General features: G+C 66.1%; 17 protein-coding genes. 8 read left to right on the top strand and 9 right to left on the bottom strand.

Features of this window, described 5'->3' with window-relative positions:
- Positions 1-24: 24 nt before the first annotated feature.
- Both AC16DP_RS26785 and AC16DP_RS26780 read left to right on the top strand, forming a co-directional pair.
- Positions 25-756, top strand: a complete 732-nt coding sequence (locus tag AC16DP_RS26785; protein ID WP_329732508.1) for a hypothetical protein — start codon at positions 25-27, stop codon at positions 754-756.
- 17 nt (positions 757-773) lie between these two features.
- The gene (locus tag AC16DP_RS26780) at positions 774-1,406 is read left to right on the top strand and encodes a manganese efflux pump MntP (protein ID WP_329732507.1); all 633 of its coding nucleotides are present in this window, start codon (positions 774-776) and stop codon (positions 1,404-1,406) included.
- 81 nt (positions 1,407-1,487) lie between these two features.
- On the opposite strand, the gene AC16DP_RS26775 is transcribed toward AC16DP_RS26780, so the two are convergent.
- The 8 genes from AC16DP_RS26775 to AC16DP_RS26740 form a co-directional block, all read right to left on the bottom strand.
- The gene (locus tag AC16DP_RS26775) at positions 1,488-3,713 is read right to left on the bottom strand and encodes a M3 family metallopeptidase (protein WP_329732506.1); all 2,226 of its coding nucleotides are present in this window, start codon (positions 3,711-3,713) and stop codon (positions 1,488-1,490) included.
- Positions 3,714-3,991: 278 nt separating this feature from the next.
- Complete coding sequence (locus AC16DP_RS26770) at positions 3,992-5,311, bottom strand: TIGR02270 family protein (protein WP_329732505.1); 1,320 nt, start codon at positions 5,309-5,311, stop codon at positions 3,992-3,994.
- Positions 5,312-5,343: 32 nt separating this feature from the next.
- Entirely contained in the window at positions 5,344-5,814 is a 471-nt protein-coding gene (locus AC16DP_RS26765) for a DUF4150 domain-containing protein (RefSeq protein WP_329732504.1), read from the bottom strand.
- A gap of 36 nt (positions 5,815-5,850) precedes the next feature.
- Positions 5,851-6,636, bottom strand: a complete 786-nt coding sequence (locus tag AC16DP_RS26760; RefSeq protein WP_329732503.1) for an Imm49 family immunity protein — start codon at positions 6,634-6,636, stop codon at positions 5,851-5,853.
- A 31-nt stretch (positions 6,637-6,667) separates the two neighbouring features.
- On the bottom strand, positions 6,668-7,243 hold the full coding sequence (locus tag AC16DP_RS26755; protein ID WP_329732502.1) for an imm11 family protein: 576 nt from the start codon (positions 7,241-7,243) through the stop codon (positions 6,668-6,670).
- 27 nt (positions 7,244-7,270) lie between these two features.
- On the bottom strand, positions 7,271-8,359 hold the full coding sequence (locus tag AC16DP_RS26750; RefSeq protein ID WP_329732501.1) for a hypothetical protein: 1,089 nt from the start codon (positions 8,357-8,359) through the stop codon (positions 7,271-7,273).
- Between the two features lie 13 nt (positions 8,360-8,372).
- Positions 8,373-9,269: a beta-ketoacyl synthase N-terminal-like domain-containing protein gene (locus tag AC16DP_RS26745; protein ID WP_414640787.1), complete on the bottom strand. Its 897-nt coding sequence runs from the start codon at positions 9,267-9,269 to the stop codon at positions 8,373-8,375.
- Entirely contained in the window at positions 9,151-9,591 is a 441-nt protein-coding gene (locus tag AC16DP_RS26740; RefSeq protein ID WP_414640786.1) for a DUF2169 domain-containing protein, read from the bottom strand. The genes AC16DP_RS26745 and AC16DP_RS26740 overlap by 119 nt, the downstream gene beginning before the upstream one ends.
- Positions 9,592-9,886: 295 nt before the next feature.
- Between AC16DP_RS26740 and AC16DP_RS26735 the strand changes: the two genes are divergently transcribed.
- The 5 genes from AC16DP_RS26735 to AC16DP_RS26715 all read left to right on the top strand — a co-directional run bounded on the left by AC16DP_RS26735 (position 9,887) and on the right by AC16DP_RS26715 (position 15,118).
- Entirely contained in the window at positions 9,887-11,488 is a 1,602-nt protein-coding gene (locus tag AC16DP_RS26735) for a DUF4403 family protein (protein ID WP_329732499.1), read from the top strand.
- Positions 11,489-11,660: 172 nt separating this feature from the next.
- Positions 11,661-12,272, top strand: coding sequence for a hypothetical protein (locus AC16DP_RS26730; protein WP_329732498.1), 612 nt, complete (start codon positions 11,661-11,663; stop codon positions 12,270-12,272).
- A gap of 95 nt (positions 12,273-12,367) precedes the next feature.
- The gene (locus AC16DP_RS26725; RefSeq protein WP_329732497.1) at positions 12,368-13,168 is read left to right on the top strand and encodes a hypothetical protein; all 801 of its coding nucleotides are present in this window, start codon (positions 12,368-12,370) and stop codon (positions 13,166-13,168) included.
- 389 nt (positions 13,169-13,557) lie between these two features.
- A complete protein-coding gene (locus tag AC16DP_RS26720) occupies positions 13,558-14,145 on the top strand; it encodes a hypothetical protein (RefSeq protein ID WP_329732496.1) in 588 nt (195 codons plus the stop codon).
- Between the two features lie 199 nt (positions 14,146-14,344).
- Entirely contained in the window at positions 14,345-15,118 is a 774-nt protein-coding gene (locus tag AC16DP_RS26715; RefSeq protein ID WP_329732495.1) for an NlpC/P60 family protein, read from the top strand.
- Positions 15,119-15,284: 166 nt separating this feature from the next.
- On the opposite strand, the gene AC16DP_RS26710 is transcribed toward AC16DP_RS26715, so the two are convergent.
- Positions 15,285-15,467: a hypothetical protein gene (locus AC16DP_RS26710; RefSeq protein WP_329732494.1), complete on the bottom strand. Its 183-nt coding sequence runs from the start codon at positions 15,465-15,467 to the stop codon at positions 15,285-15,287.
- Positions 15,468-15,814: 347 nt separating this feature from the next.
- Here AC16DP_RS26710 and AC16DP_RS26705 point away from each other — a divergent pair.
- On the top strand, positions 15,815-16,179 hold a 365-nt coding region (locus AC16DP_RS26705; RefSeq protein ID WP_483956884.1), incomplete at its 3' end, for a hypothetical protein.

The raw sequence follows: 16,179 nt of genomic DNA, 5'->3' as shown, positions 1-16,179 counted from the left end.
CCTCGGGTGAAAGGGCCCTCCCGGATGTTCCGACTCCTGCGCGTGTCTGCCTTCTTCGTGTCTGTCCTTGCCGCGCCCACCGCGCGCGCCGAGGGCCTCAGTGTCCTGAGTGACCTGAACGCCGCCCTCACCGTGACCCACCTGGACAACGCCCCGGGCCTCGGCCTCGAACCCGGCCCGCGGCTCGGCGGGCGGCTGCGCTATGACTGCGTCGCCTTCGAGGGCTTTCCCCTGGCCTTCTCCAGCGACCTCGCCCTGTACGGCCCCACCGACCTGTGGGAGCACAGCCTCGGCCTCGGCCTCGGGTACTGGCTGGGCCCCGTGGGATTCGGCCTCCTGGGCGGTGCCGGCATCCAGGGCGGAGGGCAGAAGCCGCTCGCCTCCCCCGCCTTCTTCACCCTGAATCTCCAGGCCACCGCCGCCATGAACCTGGGCGACATGCTGCGCCTGCGCGTCTGGGCCCGGCCCATCTGGCTCGCCGCCGTCCTCCAGGGCGAGGAGGGCAGCCTCCCCGCTGAACACTTCAGCGGCTTCCAGCCGCTCCTCTCCCTCGCCGGCCACACCAGTGACGAGCTCGCCCTCGGCGTGGCGCTCGCCCTCACCCTCCCCCGCCACGGCCCCGCCAACCACCTCTACAACGGCAGCGCCACCTTCTGGGTGGGCGCCGAGTCCCGCTCCATGCTGCGCAACCACATGGTGAGCGTCTTCATCGGCTATGGCGCGGCCACGGGCGCCTACAACGGCTCCCCCTTGTGAGCGGCGAAAGCATCGTCATGGTGCTTTCGCGCGACGCGGGGATGGGGCAAAAGGGCCGCATGTCGCTGTTGACACTGCTGTTGCTCGCGTTGGGACTGGCCATGGACGCCACGGCCGTGTCCGTCGCGAGCGCCATGTCGGCGCCGCGCGTCCGCGCACGAGACGCCCTGCTGCTCGCCTTCCTGTTCGGCCTCTTCCAGGCCGTCATGCCGGTCATCGGCTGGGCGCTGGGGTCCCAGTTCGAGAAGGTCATCTCCGCCTGGGACCACTGGGTCGCCTTCGTGCTGCTCGTGGGTATCGGGGGGAAGATGATCCACGAGGCCATCACCCACGAGCACCCGGGGGTTCCCGACGCGAAGGAGCCGGGCGAGGCCCCCGAGCGCAACCCGTTCCAGTTCGGGACGCTCGCGCTCATGGCGGTGGCCACCAGCATCGACGCGCTCGCGGCGGGAATCACGCTGCCGCTGCTCGACGTGCGGCTGGTGACGGCGGCGGCCATCATCGGCGGAGTCACCTTCGCCCTGTGCCTGCTGGGCGTGAGCGTGGGACGCCGGTTCGGACAGTCCCTGGAGGGCAAGCTCGACATCATCGGCGGCATCGTGCTGATCGGCATCGGCACCAAGACGCTCATCGAGCACCTCTCCGCCTGAAGCGTCCCGCACGAAACACAGGGGCCGGAAGCCACTGGCGCGCAGCGGCTTCCGGCCCCGGAGACAACAGCCCGGCTCAGCTCACTTCGCCGGCTTCTTCCGCGCCGCGCCCGGGACCGGGAAGCCGCGCTTGCGCATCAGCGCGTCGATGCCGGCGTCCTTGCCGCGGAAGCTCCGGTAGGCCTCGGCCGGGTCCACCGTGTTGCCCACGGAGAAGACGTTCTCGCGCAGGCGCTCGGCCACCGTCCGGTCGTAGGGGCCCTTGCCCTCGGTGAAGGCCTCGAAGGCATCCGCCGTGAGCGTGTCCGACCACAGGTAGCTGTAGTAGCCCGCCGAGTACCCGTCCCCCGCGAACACGTGGCCGAACTGCGGCGTGCGGTGCCGCATGACGATCTCCTTGGGCATGCCGAGCGCTCCCAGCGTGTCGCGCTCGAACGCGTCCGGATCGATCTTCTGGCTGCCCGCGAGGTGCAGCTTCATGTCGATCAGCGCGCTCGACAGGTACTCCACCGTGGCGAAGCCCTCGTTGAAGGTGGAGGCCTTCTCGATCTTCGCCACCAGCGCCGCGGGGATGGGCTTGCCCGTCTGGGAGTGCAGCGCGTACGTGTTCAGCACCTCGGGCGTGGAGAGCCAGTGCTCCAGCAACTGCGAGGGGAACTCCACGTAGTCCCGCGCCACCGCCGTGCCCGAGAGCGTCGGGTACGTCACGTTGGAGTTCAGGCCGTGCAGGGCGTGGCCGAACTCGTGGAACAGCGTCTCCGCGTCGCTCCAGCTGATGAGCACGGGCTCGCCCGGCGCGCCCTTCACGAAGTTGGAGTTGTTGGAGACGATGGTGCTGACCTCACCCTTGAACCGCTCCTGGTTGCGGTAGGCGTTCATCCACGCGCCGGAGCGCTTCCCCGGCCGCGCGTACGGGTCGAAGTACCACAGGCCCACGTGCTTGCCGCTCGCCTTGTCCTTCACCTCCCAGACGCGCACGTCCGGGTGGTACACGGGCACGTCGTTCACCGGCGTGAACGAGAAGCCGAACAGCTCGCCCGCAACCCAGAACATGCCCTCGCGCAGCTTCTCCAGCTGCAGGTACGGCTTCACCTCGTTCTGGTCCAGGTCGTACTTCGCCTTGCGGACCTTCTCCGCGTAGTAGCGGTAGTCCCAGGGCTCGATCTTCAGCTTCGCGCCTTCCTTGTTGGCGATCGCCTGCATGTCGGCGACCTCCTCGCGGGCGCGGGCGACGGCGGGCGTCCACACCGCCTCCATCAGCTGCATGGCGCGCTCGGGCGTCTTCGCCATGGCGTTCTCGAGCCGCCAGTGGGCGTGCGTCGGGTAGCCCAGCAGCTTCGCGCGCTCGGCGCGCAGCTGGAGCACCTCGGTGATGATCTGGTTGTTGTCGCGGGCGTCGCCGTTGTCCCCGCGGTTGACGTAGTTGCGCCAGACCTTCTCGCGCAGCTCCCTCCGGGCCGAGTACGTCAGGAACGGCTCCATGGAGGAGCGCGTGTTGGTGACGGCCCACTTGCCCTTCATGCCACGCGACTCGGCCGCGGCGGCCGCACCGGCGCGCACGGAGTCGGGCAGGCCCGCGAGATCCGCTTCCGACTCGAGGACGACGACGTAGTTCTCCTCGTCCGCCAGCACGTTCTGGCTGAAGCTGGTGTAGAGCGAGGCGAGGCGCTGGTTGATGCCGGCCAGGCGCTTCTTCGCCTCGGCGTCGAGCTTCGCGCCCGCGCGGACGAAGTGGGTGTAGCGCAGCCACGTCAGGCGCTGCTGCTCGGGCGTCAGCTTCGCCTTCTCGGGCGACTGGTAGACGGCCTCGATGCGCCGGAAGAGCTTCTCGTTCTGGGTGATCTCATCCGAGAAGGCGGCCAGCTTCGGCGCCATCTCGCGCTGGATGGCCTGGAGCTCCGGCCCGCTCAGCGTCGAGCCCCAGATGCCATAGAGCGTCTCCACGTCGTCGAGCGTCTTCCCGGCGGACTCCATCGCGGCGATGGTGTTCTCGAAGGTGGGCGCGGCCGGCTCGTTGGCGATGGCGGCGATCTCCTGGCGGAACTCCTCCATGGCGGCCTCGAGCGCGGGCTTGAAGTGCTCGACGCGGACCTTGTCGAACGGGGGGACCCCGCCGTACGGACCGGTCCATGGGACCAGCAGCGGGTTCCGCACCGGGGCGGCCTCGGCCGGGGCGCTCGGGGCGGCGGGGGCGCCCTGGGCGGCCGGAGCGGAGGGAGCCGCCTCGCGGACCTCCTGGCTGGTCGTCGCGCACCCGGCGGACACGAGCGCGGCCACGCCCGCGCTGGCGAAGAGAAACTGACGCATGAAGGAGATGCCTCCAGACTGGGGTGAATACGGAAAATCCCTGCTCCAACGAGCATGCCTGCCCGCTTCTTCCCGTCGATTTTTTCCAACTCGCCCCGGAAGGGAGAAGGTAAGGCTGTCAGCGGTGAGCCAGATGCTGCGAACACCTCAAGCAGAGTGGCCCGCCCCTGCGGCGAGGGCTGCTTCGCCTGCTGATAATCACGGGAGGACGCGAAAGTGCGCCCCTGGAGTTACTCGGTCGTCCCCGCTCGGTGGATTGAACATGAGCGCCACACCCATTACCTGAGCATCTGCGAGAGGGGCTGCCGCACCATTGGGATGGAGGGAGCGGCACGAAGCCGCCCCATTTCAACCCGTTGGCGGCGGGTGAACGCCCTTGTCTGGACACGACACGTGCCCCTGCTGCGAATGGCCAATTCAAGCGCCAGCACGTGGCGACGTCGCATGGGTCCGCGCTCGATCGCATTCAACAGCAGCTCCACGTCGAACGGCTGCCCATGGAGATATCGCTCGCTTCGCGCGAAGCCCTTACGAGCTTGCTGCCACCAGGTGGAGACAGCGTCGATCGCTGGAACGGCCAGGGAGGCTTCGGGTTTCAGTGAAAGATCCGCATCGAGATCCTCCTCAATCGGAGGAAGCGCGGACTCAGTGTCATCCGAGCTGGGCGCCGCATAGGGGCCTTGAATGGCCAGACCTGTGATGGAGGAGAAGGCTTCCGCTGCCAGTGCCGCAACTGGCGCCTCGAACATCAACCCGAGGCAGGCCTCCGCGGCATCGACACGCCCACTGAACCCCAATGCCCAGAGGACACCAGGACGTTGCGACGGTATCTCGAGAGCACTCAGCAACATTTGAAGCTCTCCGTCGCCACCTCCGAGAGCCAGGAGCACCCACGCCTCCGCACGGCCCATCTCCTGAGCGGAGGCCATCTCCTTGCAGGCCTCCCATGCGGCACGCGAGCCCTGAAGGAGCCCGGTTCTAATCGCGGCCATTCTGACGGCCGGATGAACGGAATTGAGCGAGGCAGACAGCACCGCTGGCCGGACTCCGCCCTCTTGGAGACGAGCACATCGCCAAGCGGCCACGCGCACGGCCGCCTCCTCGTGCACGAGCATCCTGTCCAGCACCTCGGAGGGGGGCACCACATCATGGAAAGCCAGCACCTCCAGCGCCAACGCCTGGAGGACGGGCTCGGGAGACGCCAGGAGGATATCCATGCGCTCGGCACACGCCTGCCACGTCCATACCTCCAGTGCTCTCTGGATGGGTGCACGCGAACCGGGCTCGCCCTTTTTCAGCACCTGGAGCAGGTCCTCCATGGCGCTGGCCTCGTGACTGGCGAGCAGGGCCAGAGCGGCTGAGGAGAGCCGCTCCGGCTCGTCGGACTCGAGCGCGGGCCGCAACAGGCGCTCCGCGACGGGAGCACCCGCTTCCGCGAGCCCCTCGACATGAGCCAGCAGTCGCGCCTCAGGGCCAGAGGTTTCCTCCACATTGAAGTCAGGAGCGACCAGGGCCCGTTCCCATTGCCCCCACAAGAAAGCAGCCTCGTCCAGGTGCTCCTCGTAGACATCCCATCTCGGCAGCAAATCTTGTCTCACGCTTTTCCGCCAGGTTCGCCTGAAGCCCGTGCTCAGCCTTCGTAGTCCTCTTCACACACGAGGCACTCCGGCTTCTCCTTCTCCTTTCCCGGGGCGATCACCGGTGGCTGCATCACGGGAAAGGGCGGAGTGTTCTTGTCGTTGTGGAGCATCAAATCGAAGGCGCGGGCGACGTTCTTGCCCTCCACCTTCACATCGAAGGAGTAGTTGACGAACTCCGCTTTGCCCTGGGTCTTGCTCGAGGCCACACCACCACCCGCCGTGCCCGCCTCGTCGCCGGTGCTGGTGCTGAAATTCGAGTCCTTGACGCACACCGGGTTTCCCTCGACCGTCACCGTCTTGCTGCCCTTGGCGGTATCCGACGAGCGCGCGACGTTGGGATAGGGAATGGGCACCGGCCCGCCTGGGGTGGGCGTCTTGCAGACATCCGGGAAGGCCACCGTGGTGCCGTTGCTGTCCTTCGTCACCACGGACATCTTGTTCACACCGACTGTATTGGCCATGGAGCCACCTCCGGCACCGGTTGGGTTTCCGCCATTCTACCCCCAGAGCATCACGCGGGCATGGGGCCGTGGCCGCCCAGCCAGGACGACGGGAGGAATCAAGGGGTACTGAGACCGGGTGGGCATTCCCCTGCCACTGGCCAGCCTCACGAGAGCGAGGCCCTCAATGAAGACGTTGGCCTCGGTGAGCAGGAAGACATGATCTCCCAACCCCGACTGCCGCTGCAGACGGACCTGGGACTGCCACTCCTCACACAAAGCCAACAGCGCGGCCTCGAAGCGCTCCGGATCCCTGTGCACCAGGGCTGCCACAGCCTCATAGCGGGGGTACGCCACCCCTTCGAGCGCCCGCTCCATACGCTCCAGGCATTTCAACGCGCGCTCCTCGCTGCCCGTGGACGAGGCCAGGAGCGGGAGGAGCTCGAAGAAGCAGAAGTCCTCCTCGTACTCCATGCCTTCTGCCCACCGGGGCTCCATCCGCTCGCCAATGCGCCCGGCCAGAGTCATGTCGCCGAGGGCGAGCGCGTCGAGCAGGGGTTGGGCCCGGCTCCGAGCCAGGTAGTACGGATCGAGCCCAGGACTCACGGACTTGCGCTCCAGCAGTTGGAGGTATGCATCCGCCGCGAGGAAGAGGTGGCCACAGAATCCTTCGACATCGTAGGAGGATAGCAACAATCCGCACCCCAGCCGCCGGTAGTCGCTCGCGAGTTGGAGGATCTTGTTGGCATCCACCGCCCCGCTCTTGCGCAGCGCTTCGAGCCGCAGCGCGAGGATCTGGCTCAGGTTGCTGACGGTGAATTCGAGCTCCCGGATGCTCATCATTCCTCCCGCGAGGACACTGACGTCCGCGGCTTCAATAGATGTCCTCTCCCTGCTCGCGCACCACGAGCCCGGTGAGATTCTCGGCCTGGATGTGCTGCAACAGATCGGAGCGGATGATGATGACCTCGGGGCACTCCCCCAGACGGAAGAGACGCGTCTCGGGCGGGATGAGCTCCTCCTGGAGCTTGAGCCGCTCGACTACCAGGATCTCTTCATCGCTGCCCGGAACGAACTCGGATTTTTCGCGGTCCATGCAGGCAACCTTGCGCAAGACGTTGGCCAGATAATACCGGCTCTTGGTGGGCCGTCCGCGCCTGTCCAGCACGGTGATGGGCAGGTACTCCATTTCCTGGCGAAGGCCCTGCGCCTCGAGCACCTCCCTCGCCCGTGAGGAGATGACGAGCACCGAGCTGATGTTGGGGATGAAGTCACACAGAATATCCCCGCTATCCTGCGAGAGGGAGAACGTCGTGGACTCGGGGAGGGAGTCCTTCAGGACAGTGCCCTCGGTGAGCTCCCAGCTCTTGGCGACCCGCTCGCCGATGTCCTTGATGATCGCGTTGCGCCGATCAGTGTTGAGGTAGATCGACAGGTACCCGTGGGCCATTTTTCCCTCTCGGAGAGGAGTGTCTCCTCACGATTCAATCACAAAGAAGCCATCGTCCAGAAGGTTCTGTCGTGCCTTGCGCGACATGGCCTCCAGCATGCTTTTGATGTCGTTCGCGGCCTTGGTGACTGCTTCGTGCCGCTCCCGCTTGTTCTCGATGGCGAGGGCCCGATCGATTCGGGCCCGCACCTGGTCCAACCGCTTCTCAAATGTGAGCGAGTAGCCCTTGTGGTCGGCACCGGATTGCCAGGGGATGTGCGCTGGGAGATCCAGGATGCGCGCCACGAATACCTCTCGAGGCAGCATCATCATGTTCTCCTGGTGGTGGATATTCCAGGTGGACTTCATGACGACCGCAGCCCGCTTCATGTAGTCGATGCCGTTGTTCGTCTGCTTGTTCAGCACATACTGCTGGAAGGCGCTCACCGGCAGCAGGTGATGATGATCGTGCTCATAGGGGTACCACTGCCCGAGGCCCGGCTCGGCCACGCTCTTCCTGATGGCGAAATTCTTGGGCCGCCGTCCAAACCGGGCCACGAGTTCACTGAAGTAGTTGGCGAAGCTCCTCTTCCGATTCTTCTTGTTCCCGCCATAGACATTTCGGAACTTCTCGCTACTCACACCGGCCCTGTATCCCACGTCCCAGCCCTGGGGATCCAACACGAGCCAGTGCAGGGACTTGCCGTACCTACCCCGGTATGCGTTCAGGAAATTCAATTTCTTGCGCAAGGCATCTACCATGCTCTTGCCCTGAGCAAGGGTGGACTGAAGTTTCTGCTCACCCACCTGTGCGGCACCGGAGGTGTACTCCTCCGTGTCGTTGTTCACCTGGCCACCACGGATGTAGCCCAGTTCCTCGGCCTTCTGCCGGTTTCCCTTGCCCTTGCGCGTGTTATAGACCTCAGGGTGGGCCTCTGCCTTGTCGACGCTGTTCTCCTGGTAGTGGCAGGAATGGGTGTCGGTCTCGGACTGGCTGATGCGGATACACGTGTCGCTGCTCTGGCCGTAGTTGTGTTTCCAGAAGCAGGGCCGGTTTGGACCCGGGTTCCGCTCATGGCGGTTCACCAGCGCCCTCTGGTCCGCATGGCTCCGGTTGTTGGGATTGTTCTCGCTCATTGATTCGCCTCCCCTAATGCTTCGGAAGTGAAGACGACATCCTGGAAGGCTCGTGGCGGCGAAGCAGTGCCGAGGCAACCTCGCCCGAGTCCGCACTGGACCAGACAAGCACCTCCCCTGGTGCCGTATGACCGCGGGAGAGCGAGCGTGCCGCCGCCACTACGGAGAGGGCCCCGCTCGCGGCCCCCGTGTCCCCCAGAGACGTGGCGGGCCAGAGTTCCACGGCCCCGGACAGGTCATGCCTGCTCTGGAGCCGTACGCGGGCCCCGCCCCACTCACTCGCTCGGGAATCCTCGCCATTCAAATCACCGTAGAGGGTCCCCACTCGCGAGGACGAGCGCAGACTCCGATCGATAACCTTGGACAGTTCGAGGCCCATGGGGAGTCCTCCTTCCGCTCGGGGCCTGGGCTCCTGTCCCACCTCGATGGCCCCCACCAGGCACTGCAGCGGCGCCTGTCTCCGCAATGCCAGCGACAGCGGCTCCACCAGGAAGGCCGCGGATGCCTCACCCGCCATCAGACCGCGTGACCGGGCTGGTGTCTTGAGCCGCTCCTGCTCGTAGAGCACCTGCAACTCATCAGGACCCACCAGGCTGTCGACGCCACAGATGATGGCGCGTTCAAGATGACCCTGTTGGATGGCCGACGCGGCCTGGTGAAGGGCCACCAGCGCGGAGGCATGCCCCTGAAAGAAGGTGACGCGGTCCTTCGCAGCGATGGGGAGCCCCACGTGCCGGGCAGCTTCTTCCACCAGTTGCTCCTCCAGAAGGTCATCGTAGAAATCAATGGACTCATCCCGAGTGGGAGAGAGGCCCATGTAGAGAGCTGTATTGCGCCAGAAGCCCTGCTCGGCCTGCTGGAGACCGGAATACCAGAGCAGATCGGCGAGAGCGTGCGTGGAGAGGCGCAGATACAAGCCGAGACCACGAAATCCCTCCGTGATGCCTCGAAGCGGATGACCGGTCAGCCGCATGTTTTTGTACGGGACCCACCCGCAGAGACAACAACAGTTCTCGCGTGTCCTTGTCTGGGGCATGAACGTGGCCCACCAGCACCACATCCGTCGTCAGCTTGATGAAGGCACACTCCGGTTCGTACCGATAACTGGACTTCTCCGGTTCACCCCAATGCTGGCCAGCCAGGCACAAAGGCGCCTGCTCCGCAGCCAGCTGCAAACCTCGGGGACCGATGGCGTAGGTCCCCTTGATCACCAGCACCAACAAGGGACGCATCTGCTCATCGGCGAGAGCCAGCGGCTCGAAGACGAACGGCGTCCTGTTCTCTATGGCCGGATGACTCATGTGCCCCCCCGTGCGCGGGAACAAAACCGGAACACCATGCCACACCACGCAGCAACAGGAAGAAGCATGCGCTCACCCCTGCTGGATGGAACGGTGCGGCCTCCCCCCTCACCGTACCATCACGGACCCAGCCAGAACGGCGCGAATATCACCGCCACTCCCCCCTGCGGAAAGCCACCGGATTGGGCTATGCTCCGCGCCCACACTCGCGGTGTATTTCCTCGCCATGCCTCAGTCGCGCTTTCGTCCGTTCCCCGCGCTCCTCGCGTCGCTGGCCCTCGTGTCCTGCGCCGGCCCGCGCATCGAGTCGCAGACCCTGCAGCCGCCTCCGCCCGCCGCCAACGGTGGGCGCCCGGTGTCGGATCCTCCGCCCTCGCGCATCGTCATCCACACCACCATCTTCCGCGAGGGGCTCCTCAAGAAGCTGGCCGAGAGCCTGCCGCGCTCGGGCGAGGGCGATGCCCAGCTCTTCGCCGGCCAGACGCTGCACTACACCTGGCAGCGCGAGCCGCTGACGATCAAGTTCGACCGCGGCCGCGTGGTGGTGGGCGTCCCCGTCCATGGCCGCTTCAACATGCTCGGCGAGCGGGAGATGCCCATCACCGTCACCATCGCCGGCGAGCCCGTCATGACGGCGGACTTCAAGGCACTGCTGCAATCCACCGAGGTGCAGGTGGTGGCCGCCGGCCCGGTGGACGCCGTCAACCGTGCCCTCGAGGCCAAGCTCAAGGAGCTCATCGGCAAGACGCTCGAGGAGTTCCGCTTCGACGTGCGCCCGCTGCTCTCCAGTGCCTTCGCCCGGCTCGCCCGCCCCATCGAGATTCCCGTGGGCGGGGACCAGTACGCCTGCGCCGAGCTGAAGGTGACGAGCCTGGAGGCCGCCCCCACCGTGCTCGCGGATGGCTTCGAGAAGGACCTCGGCATCGTGGTGATGCCCTCGGTGACGCTGCCATGCACCCCGGTGGCGAGCCTCACCCGCCCCGCGAGCACCGACGGCGGCACTCCGGCCACCGACGCGGGCCTCCAGACGGCCAGCCCCACGGCGGCTCCCGGGAGCACCCCGCAGTTCGCCAGCTACACCCCGGGCGCCACGGGCACGGATGGTGGGACGCCGGTCCCGGACGCGGGCATGCAGACACAGACGGCCGTGTCCACCGCCACCGCGCCTGGCGACGGAGGCACCAGCACGGACGCCGGCACGCCTCCGCCTCCGGCCACGCAGGTGGCCATGCCCCTGCTGCAGAACGTCTCCACCCTGCCCTCCGGCCCCTTCAAGGTCGTCATCCCCGTGGCCGCCCGCTACGAGGAGCTGTCCAAGGCGCTCGAGGCCTCCATGAAGGGCCGGCTCCACTTCTCCGAGTCGCACCCGGAGCTGTACATGGAGAACCCCCAGGTCTACCCCTCGGATGACACGGTGGTCATCAAGATGAACCTCGGGGGCAACGCCAAGGTGGGCAGCTACTCCGTGCCCATGAAGGGCGAGCTCTTCTTCGCCGGCCATCCGCACGTCATCGACAACCAGATCTCCGTGCCCGACCTGGAGATCACCCCGGGCACGGCCAGCGAGCTGCTCAAGCTCAAGTTCGCCCTGGACTACCAGTCCATCCGCGACCAGGCCCGGCAGGCGCTGCGCGTGGACATCTCCGAGCGGCTCGCCGCGGTGAAGGACAAGATGTCCACCGAGATGAGCTTCTCGGAGGACATGGGCTGCGTGCGCGGCCAGGTGCTCCGCTCCGAGGTGACGGGCATCTACCCCCACCCCAGCTTCCTGCGCATCTACGTGCAGGTGGACGCCCAGCTCGGCCTGTACCTGCCCTGCAAGCGCTGAACCGGGATTCCAGCGAAAATCGGTTTTCGTTTCAATCCGGCCTCATACGGTGATATAGGAATTACCCAGTGAGGCCGGAAATCCCGCGAAGCTCGTAGGACACGTCCACCCCAGGGTGGAACTCCGGCACGACAGGACGGGAGCCCACTCCCGTCTCCGGAGGAAGACCCCGATGATGCGTGAAGCGATTCGTCCGCTCGTGTGCGCCGTGCTCTGCGGGCTGCTGGTGGCGTGCGGTGGAACCGAGGCCGACCCGGTCCTGTCCGAGCAGGAGACGCTGGGCACCCAGAGCTCGGAGCTGTGCTCGGGCCTGTACGTCACCTCGCTCGTCGTCTCGGGGGCGAGCACGTACAACGGCGAGATGGCCGCGAGCGGCACCTGGACGACGGCCCCGGGCGCCAACGCGGTGCGGCTGGAGTACTACGTCGGTGACACGCTCTACACCACCGAGGAGCGCGTGGGCACCACGGGCACCTGGTACTTCAGCACCACGGGCATCGCCTGCGGCCCGCGCAACCTGGTGGTGAAGGCCTGGCCCATGGTCGTCGACAGCGCCGGCAACCGCACCACCTGCTCGGCCGCGCTCACCTCCACCACCGTCACGGTGACCGAGGACTGCCATTGGACAACCTACGCGCCCTTCCCTTGCGGCACCTTCGGCTTCCCGTCGTGCTACGCCTTCGCCCCGTGCCCGAGCAGCCCGAGTGGGCAGGTCTGCTCCCCTTATGGGTCGGTCTGCATCGTGAGGGCGGGCATCGGCAGCATGCTGTACTACTGCATCTAGGACAGGGACGGGGCCCGCCGTGAGGTGACCTGCCAGATGAGGTGCGGCCTCCCGTTTCGCGAGGTGATAGAAGGGTGGGCGGAAGGAGGCCGCACATGGCCGACGAATCACCCTTCAAGGGCGGAAGACTGGGGCCGTTCCACCTCGGCAGGCGCTTCAAGCACAAGGAGCTCGGAACGGGCCTGGGCCGTGTCTACGAGGCGCACAACGTGAATACCGGGGCCTCGGCCCTGGTGCTCATGCCCGACCGGGGTGCGGACTGGGAGCCCACGGAGGACTGGCGGATCTCCGCCTCCTCGCACGAGTCGCCTCCCTACGTCGCGCTGGAGGTGGGGCACGCCCCGGCCTCGGGCCGGCTGCCGGCCCTGGCGGAGCTGCTCGATCTGCTGGCCTCCGCGGTCGAGCGGTTGGAGCAGAACGCCGAGGCCCGCGCCCACCTGACCCGCGAGCCCATCGGCCGGCTGCGCAGGTGGCTCGGACGCTCGCGCCGGTGGATGCGCTCACGGCGGGGGCTCGCCATCGCGGGCCTCGCTACGGTGGCACTCGGCATGGGCCTCTGGCTGGGCATCACCGGCCTCGGCGGTGGCCCTGAGCACGAGCCCCGCACGGCCCATGGCGTGGCCGCGGAGGCCGCGGCCCGGCTCGATGCGCCCGCCTCGCTCAGTCCTGATGACGAGAGCATGGCTGCCATCGCGTATCCCATGCCCGGAGGTCCCTTCCGCGACCAGGCCAAGGCCCCCTGCCGGCCCAAGCGAGGCGAGGTGGAGATCAACGGCGGGTGCTGGGTGGCGCTGGAGAAGCGCCCGCCCTGCTTCGAGACCCAGGCCGAGTACCAGGGCAAGTGCTACCTGCCGGTCTCCGCGGCGTCCCGGAAGGCCCAGTCCATCCTCCCGTGAGCCCAGGCACTTGCAGGGGTGACCATGAGGGAAGATTTCCGCATGACCCTCGCTCTGCGCAATGCCAGGAGCGTTGAGTGCCCTCCCCCAATACCTCCCTCGCGTACCGCGGCAGCAGTTGCCCCTGGTCCGGCAGCCACTCCCGGAACGGTCGCGGTGAGCTGAAGCGCGCGGAGCTCTTTGCCTCCTCCTGCTGGTGGGGTTCTCCGACAAGCTCCCAGGGAACGCCCTGGGCACCGGCCTCGGCCGGGGGCCCCGCCCTGAACCAGGAAAAACGAAAAACATGTTTACTCCGCGTGAGAACTGATTCACTGTGATTCCAGCTTTTCGTGAACTCCGGTTTTCACACGTGTGGGCCAGGAGGCCCCCACTGCTCGCGAGGTCTGAACATGAAGCCCTGGCTCTCGATGCGCGCCCTCCTCGAGGTCACCGTGCTGGGCGTGGCCCTGCACGTCGGGGCGGTGGGTTGCGGCATGTCACCCGGAGGGGAGACCCCGGCTGACAACGGGACGGACCCGCTGGAGCAGCTCCAGAGCACGTTGTGGACGGCCTACACGTCGGAGGAGTACCCGCCGGTGAACTGTCTGGACAGCCGCCTGGTGGCGGGCGTCGCCTGTAGCGGGCGCTTCTGTGACAACGTCGCCATCGACTGCGTGGCGGTGAGTGGCCTCACGTTTGGCGCCAGCTCCTCCACGCCTTTCTTCTCGGAGGAGGGCTCTCACGAGGGCGTCTGCTCCGGCAACGAGTGGATGACCGGCATCCAGTGCCATGGGGACTTCTGCGACAACCTCAGCATCCGGTGCACGGAGACCAACCGGGCCCCCACCCAGTGCGCGTGGACGAGCGGCACCTATTCCGAGGAGAACAGCCCGTTCCAGGTGGCCAGCATCGGCCGTACTGGCTTCTTCATCCGCGGCATCCGGTGCTTCGGCTCCAACTGTGACAACAAGCAGTATCTCACCTGCCGCCCCCTGTGAGGGGGAAGCACCGGCCCTCTCATGAGGGCCACTCACCGTGAATTGAACGAAAGGCCATACCGAAATGCTCTCATCCCGCAGAGGTGCTTTGCTGGCAACCGTGTCGGCCGTGGTTTCGTGTTTCGCATTCACGCCGCCCGCTCGAGCTGACTACACATTCTACCGAACGGATCCTCACACCGGGGCTTGCTGGAACAAGGTGAACGCGTACGGAGGCGTCTACCAGATCACCAACAATCTGCTGAATGGGACGGGCTCTACTCACACCGCCACGGTGCAAAGCTACCGCCCAGGGGTTGGACTGCAATCCAGTGAGAGCTACACCGCCAGGCCCGGAGAGTGGAAGGTGGGCGGGATCGCCCACGTGGCCATCGTGCCCAATGATGAGTTCAGGTACTACCTCAACGGGGTGCTCGTCGCGGGCATCCCGGCCAATGGCATCCCGTTCTACATGCAGCACTGCAAGGTGTCGACGTCGCCTTCCGTCAAGGTCAGGATGGCGCTCTCCTACGGCCTCGCGGCACTCGACTCCGTCTACACGGGAGCCTGTGCGGGAACCTACCGGTTCGGCGCCGCCCCCAGCACTGCGATGTGGCATTACGGTGCGAGCTGCAACAGTGGTCAAGGCAACTACTACCAGCCCGCTGGCGTCAGAGGTTTCGACTGCTCGGGATTGGTGTACAAGATGTTCCAGTATGCAGGAGTGCCTTTCGGCTGGACCTCCTCCACGGACATGAAGAATGGCATTCCGCAAATCTCCAAGTCCTACATCCAGGTGGGCGATCTCCTCGTGAAGTACGGGCACGTGGCCGTCTACCTGGGTGACGGTGATGGGGATGGCATTGCGTCAGTCCTGGAGGCGACGCCGGAATGGACGAACCCCGACGGCAGCAAGACCGGCGTCATCATCTCCAACGCGACCTCGTACCTTCAGGACTCTGCTTACACCGCTCACCGGGTACCAGGCATCTGACGCGGCGCTCGTGCACTCCAGCCGGTATCGCGCTGCCGGGCATCTTCCTTTTCTACGCGGCGGCGTGGGCTTCGGCTTCGGGAAGCTCTCGCCGCCCAGGCCGCCGAGGCTGGACTGCAGCTGGGCCCTCGGATCGTGGTTGATGTCCGCCAGGCGGGGGCTCGTTTCAAGGCGGACGTCCGCTGGGATTGTCGGAGCGGGGCTCCGGGCAGTTGCCTCTCGGAGCTTTGACGCCCCCGGTCAGGGCCAGCACCATCGCCCAGCGCTGCACGACGAGGCGCTGGAAGAACGGAAGCTCGAACGCCGCCAGGTCCTCCTCATCCTCCTGGCTGGGGCGTGCAGGGGCCACGCAGGCCATGCCTCCGCGCTCGAGCGGATGGAGCAGAACGCCGAGGCCTCGCCCACCTGACCCGCGAGCCCATCAGGCCGAGGACCAGGGCAAGGGGTAGCTGCCGGTTGTCTTTGAAGACGCTTCGAGCACGCTTCCCCTGAGTCATTTACAGGAGAGCCGTCAGCGCTTCGTCAGCGCCGCGTCAGCGTTTCGTCAGTGATTGGAAATTCTCGCAGTGGGCAATCCCAGACGCACAGGGTGGGAATAAATTCACGTTTTGCCACATTTACTATTTTCACTGATTGAACTATTGCCCCCCTGCCTCGGACGGTCCATTCCCGGCCGTCCGCACGAAAGGAAATCCTATGAAGAAGAGCCATCTGCTGTCGGCCCTGGCCGCCGTGGGCGTGATGCTCGGCGGGGGCATTCCCTCTGACGCGCACGCGGCCGTGCCCTTCGACTGCCGCACGCTGGACTTCGGTATCTACTGGTACGGGCTGAGCAACGCGTCCCAGAAGGCGGTCCCCGGCGTCTACAATCCCTACTTCAACGCCGCCAAGCCCACCGTCATCTACGTGCACGGCTGGCAGAAGGACGGCGTCGTCAATGGCAAGCGCGAGACGTTCAACTACGCGGAGAACGATCCCACGTACGGCGTCAACGTGAACATGGCCGACGCGTGGATCAACGCGGGCTGGAACATCGGCATCTTCTACTGGAACCAGTTCGC

The sequence above is a fragment of the Archangium sp. genome (genome assembly GCF_057119385.1).
This window is presented reverse-complemented; position numbering and strand designations above follow the sequence as displayed.

What these genes read in the sequence shown, in the direction of transcription:
- AC16DP_RS26785 (WP_329732508.1), top strand. Translation starts at nt 25, where the DNA reads ATGTTCCGACTCCTGCGCGTGTCTGCCTTCTTCGTGTCTGTCCTTGCC.
- AC16DP_RS26780 (WP_329732507.1), top strand. Translation starts at nt 774, where the DNA reads ATGGTGCTTTCGCGCGACGCGGGGATGGGGCAAAAGGGCCGCATGTCG.
- AC16DP_RS26775 (WP_329732506.1), bottom strand. Translation starts at nt 3,713, where the DNA reads ATGCGTCAGTTTCTCTTCGCCAGCGCGGGCGTGGCCGCGCTCGTGTCC.
- AC16DP_RS26765 (WP_329732504.1), bottom strand. Translation starts at nt 5,814, where the DNA reads ATGGCCAATACAGTCGGTGTGAACAAGATGTCCGTGGTGACGAAGGAC.
- AC16DP_RS26760 (WP_329732503.1), bottom strand. Translation starts at nt 6,636, where the DNA reads ATGATGAGCATCCGGGAGCTCGAATTCACCGTCAGCAACCTGAGCCAG.
- AC16DP_RS26755 (WP_329732502.1), bottom strand. Translation starts at nt 7,243, where the DNA reads ATGGCCCACGGGTACCTGTCGATCTACCTCAACACTGATCGGCGCAAC.
- AC16DP_RS26750 (WP_329732501.1), bottom strand. Translation starts at nt 8,359, where the DNA reads ATGAGCGAGAACAATCCCAACAACCGGAGCCATGCGGACCAGAGGGCG.
- AC16DP_RS26740 (WP_414640786.1), bottom strand. Translation starts at nt 9,591, where the DNA reads ATGCGTCCCTTGTTGGTGCTGGTGATCAAGGGGACCTACGCCATCGGT.
- AC16DP_RS26735 (WP_329732499.1), top strand. Translation starts at nt 9,887, where the DNA reads ATGCCTCAGTCGCGCTTTCGTCCGTTCCCCGCGCTCCTCGCGTCGCTG.
- AC16DP_RS26730 (WP_329732498.1), top strand. Translation starts at nt 11,661, where the DNA reads ATGATGCGTGAAGCGATTCGTCCGCTCGTGTGCGCCGTGCTCTGCGGG.
- AC16DP_RS26725 (WP_329732497.1), top strand. Translation starts at nt 12,368, where the DNA reads ATGGCCGACGAATCACCCTTCAAGGGCGGAAGACTGGGGCCGTTCCAC.
- AC16DP_RS26720 (WP_329732496.1), top strand. Translation starts at nt 13,558, where the DNA reads ATGAAGCCCTGGCTCTCGATGCGCGCCCTCCTCGAGGTCACCGTGCTG.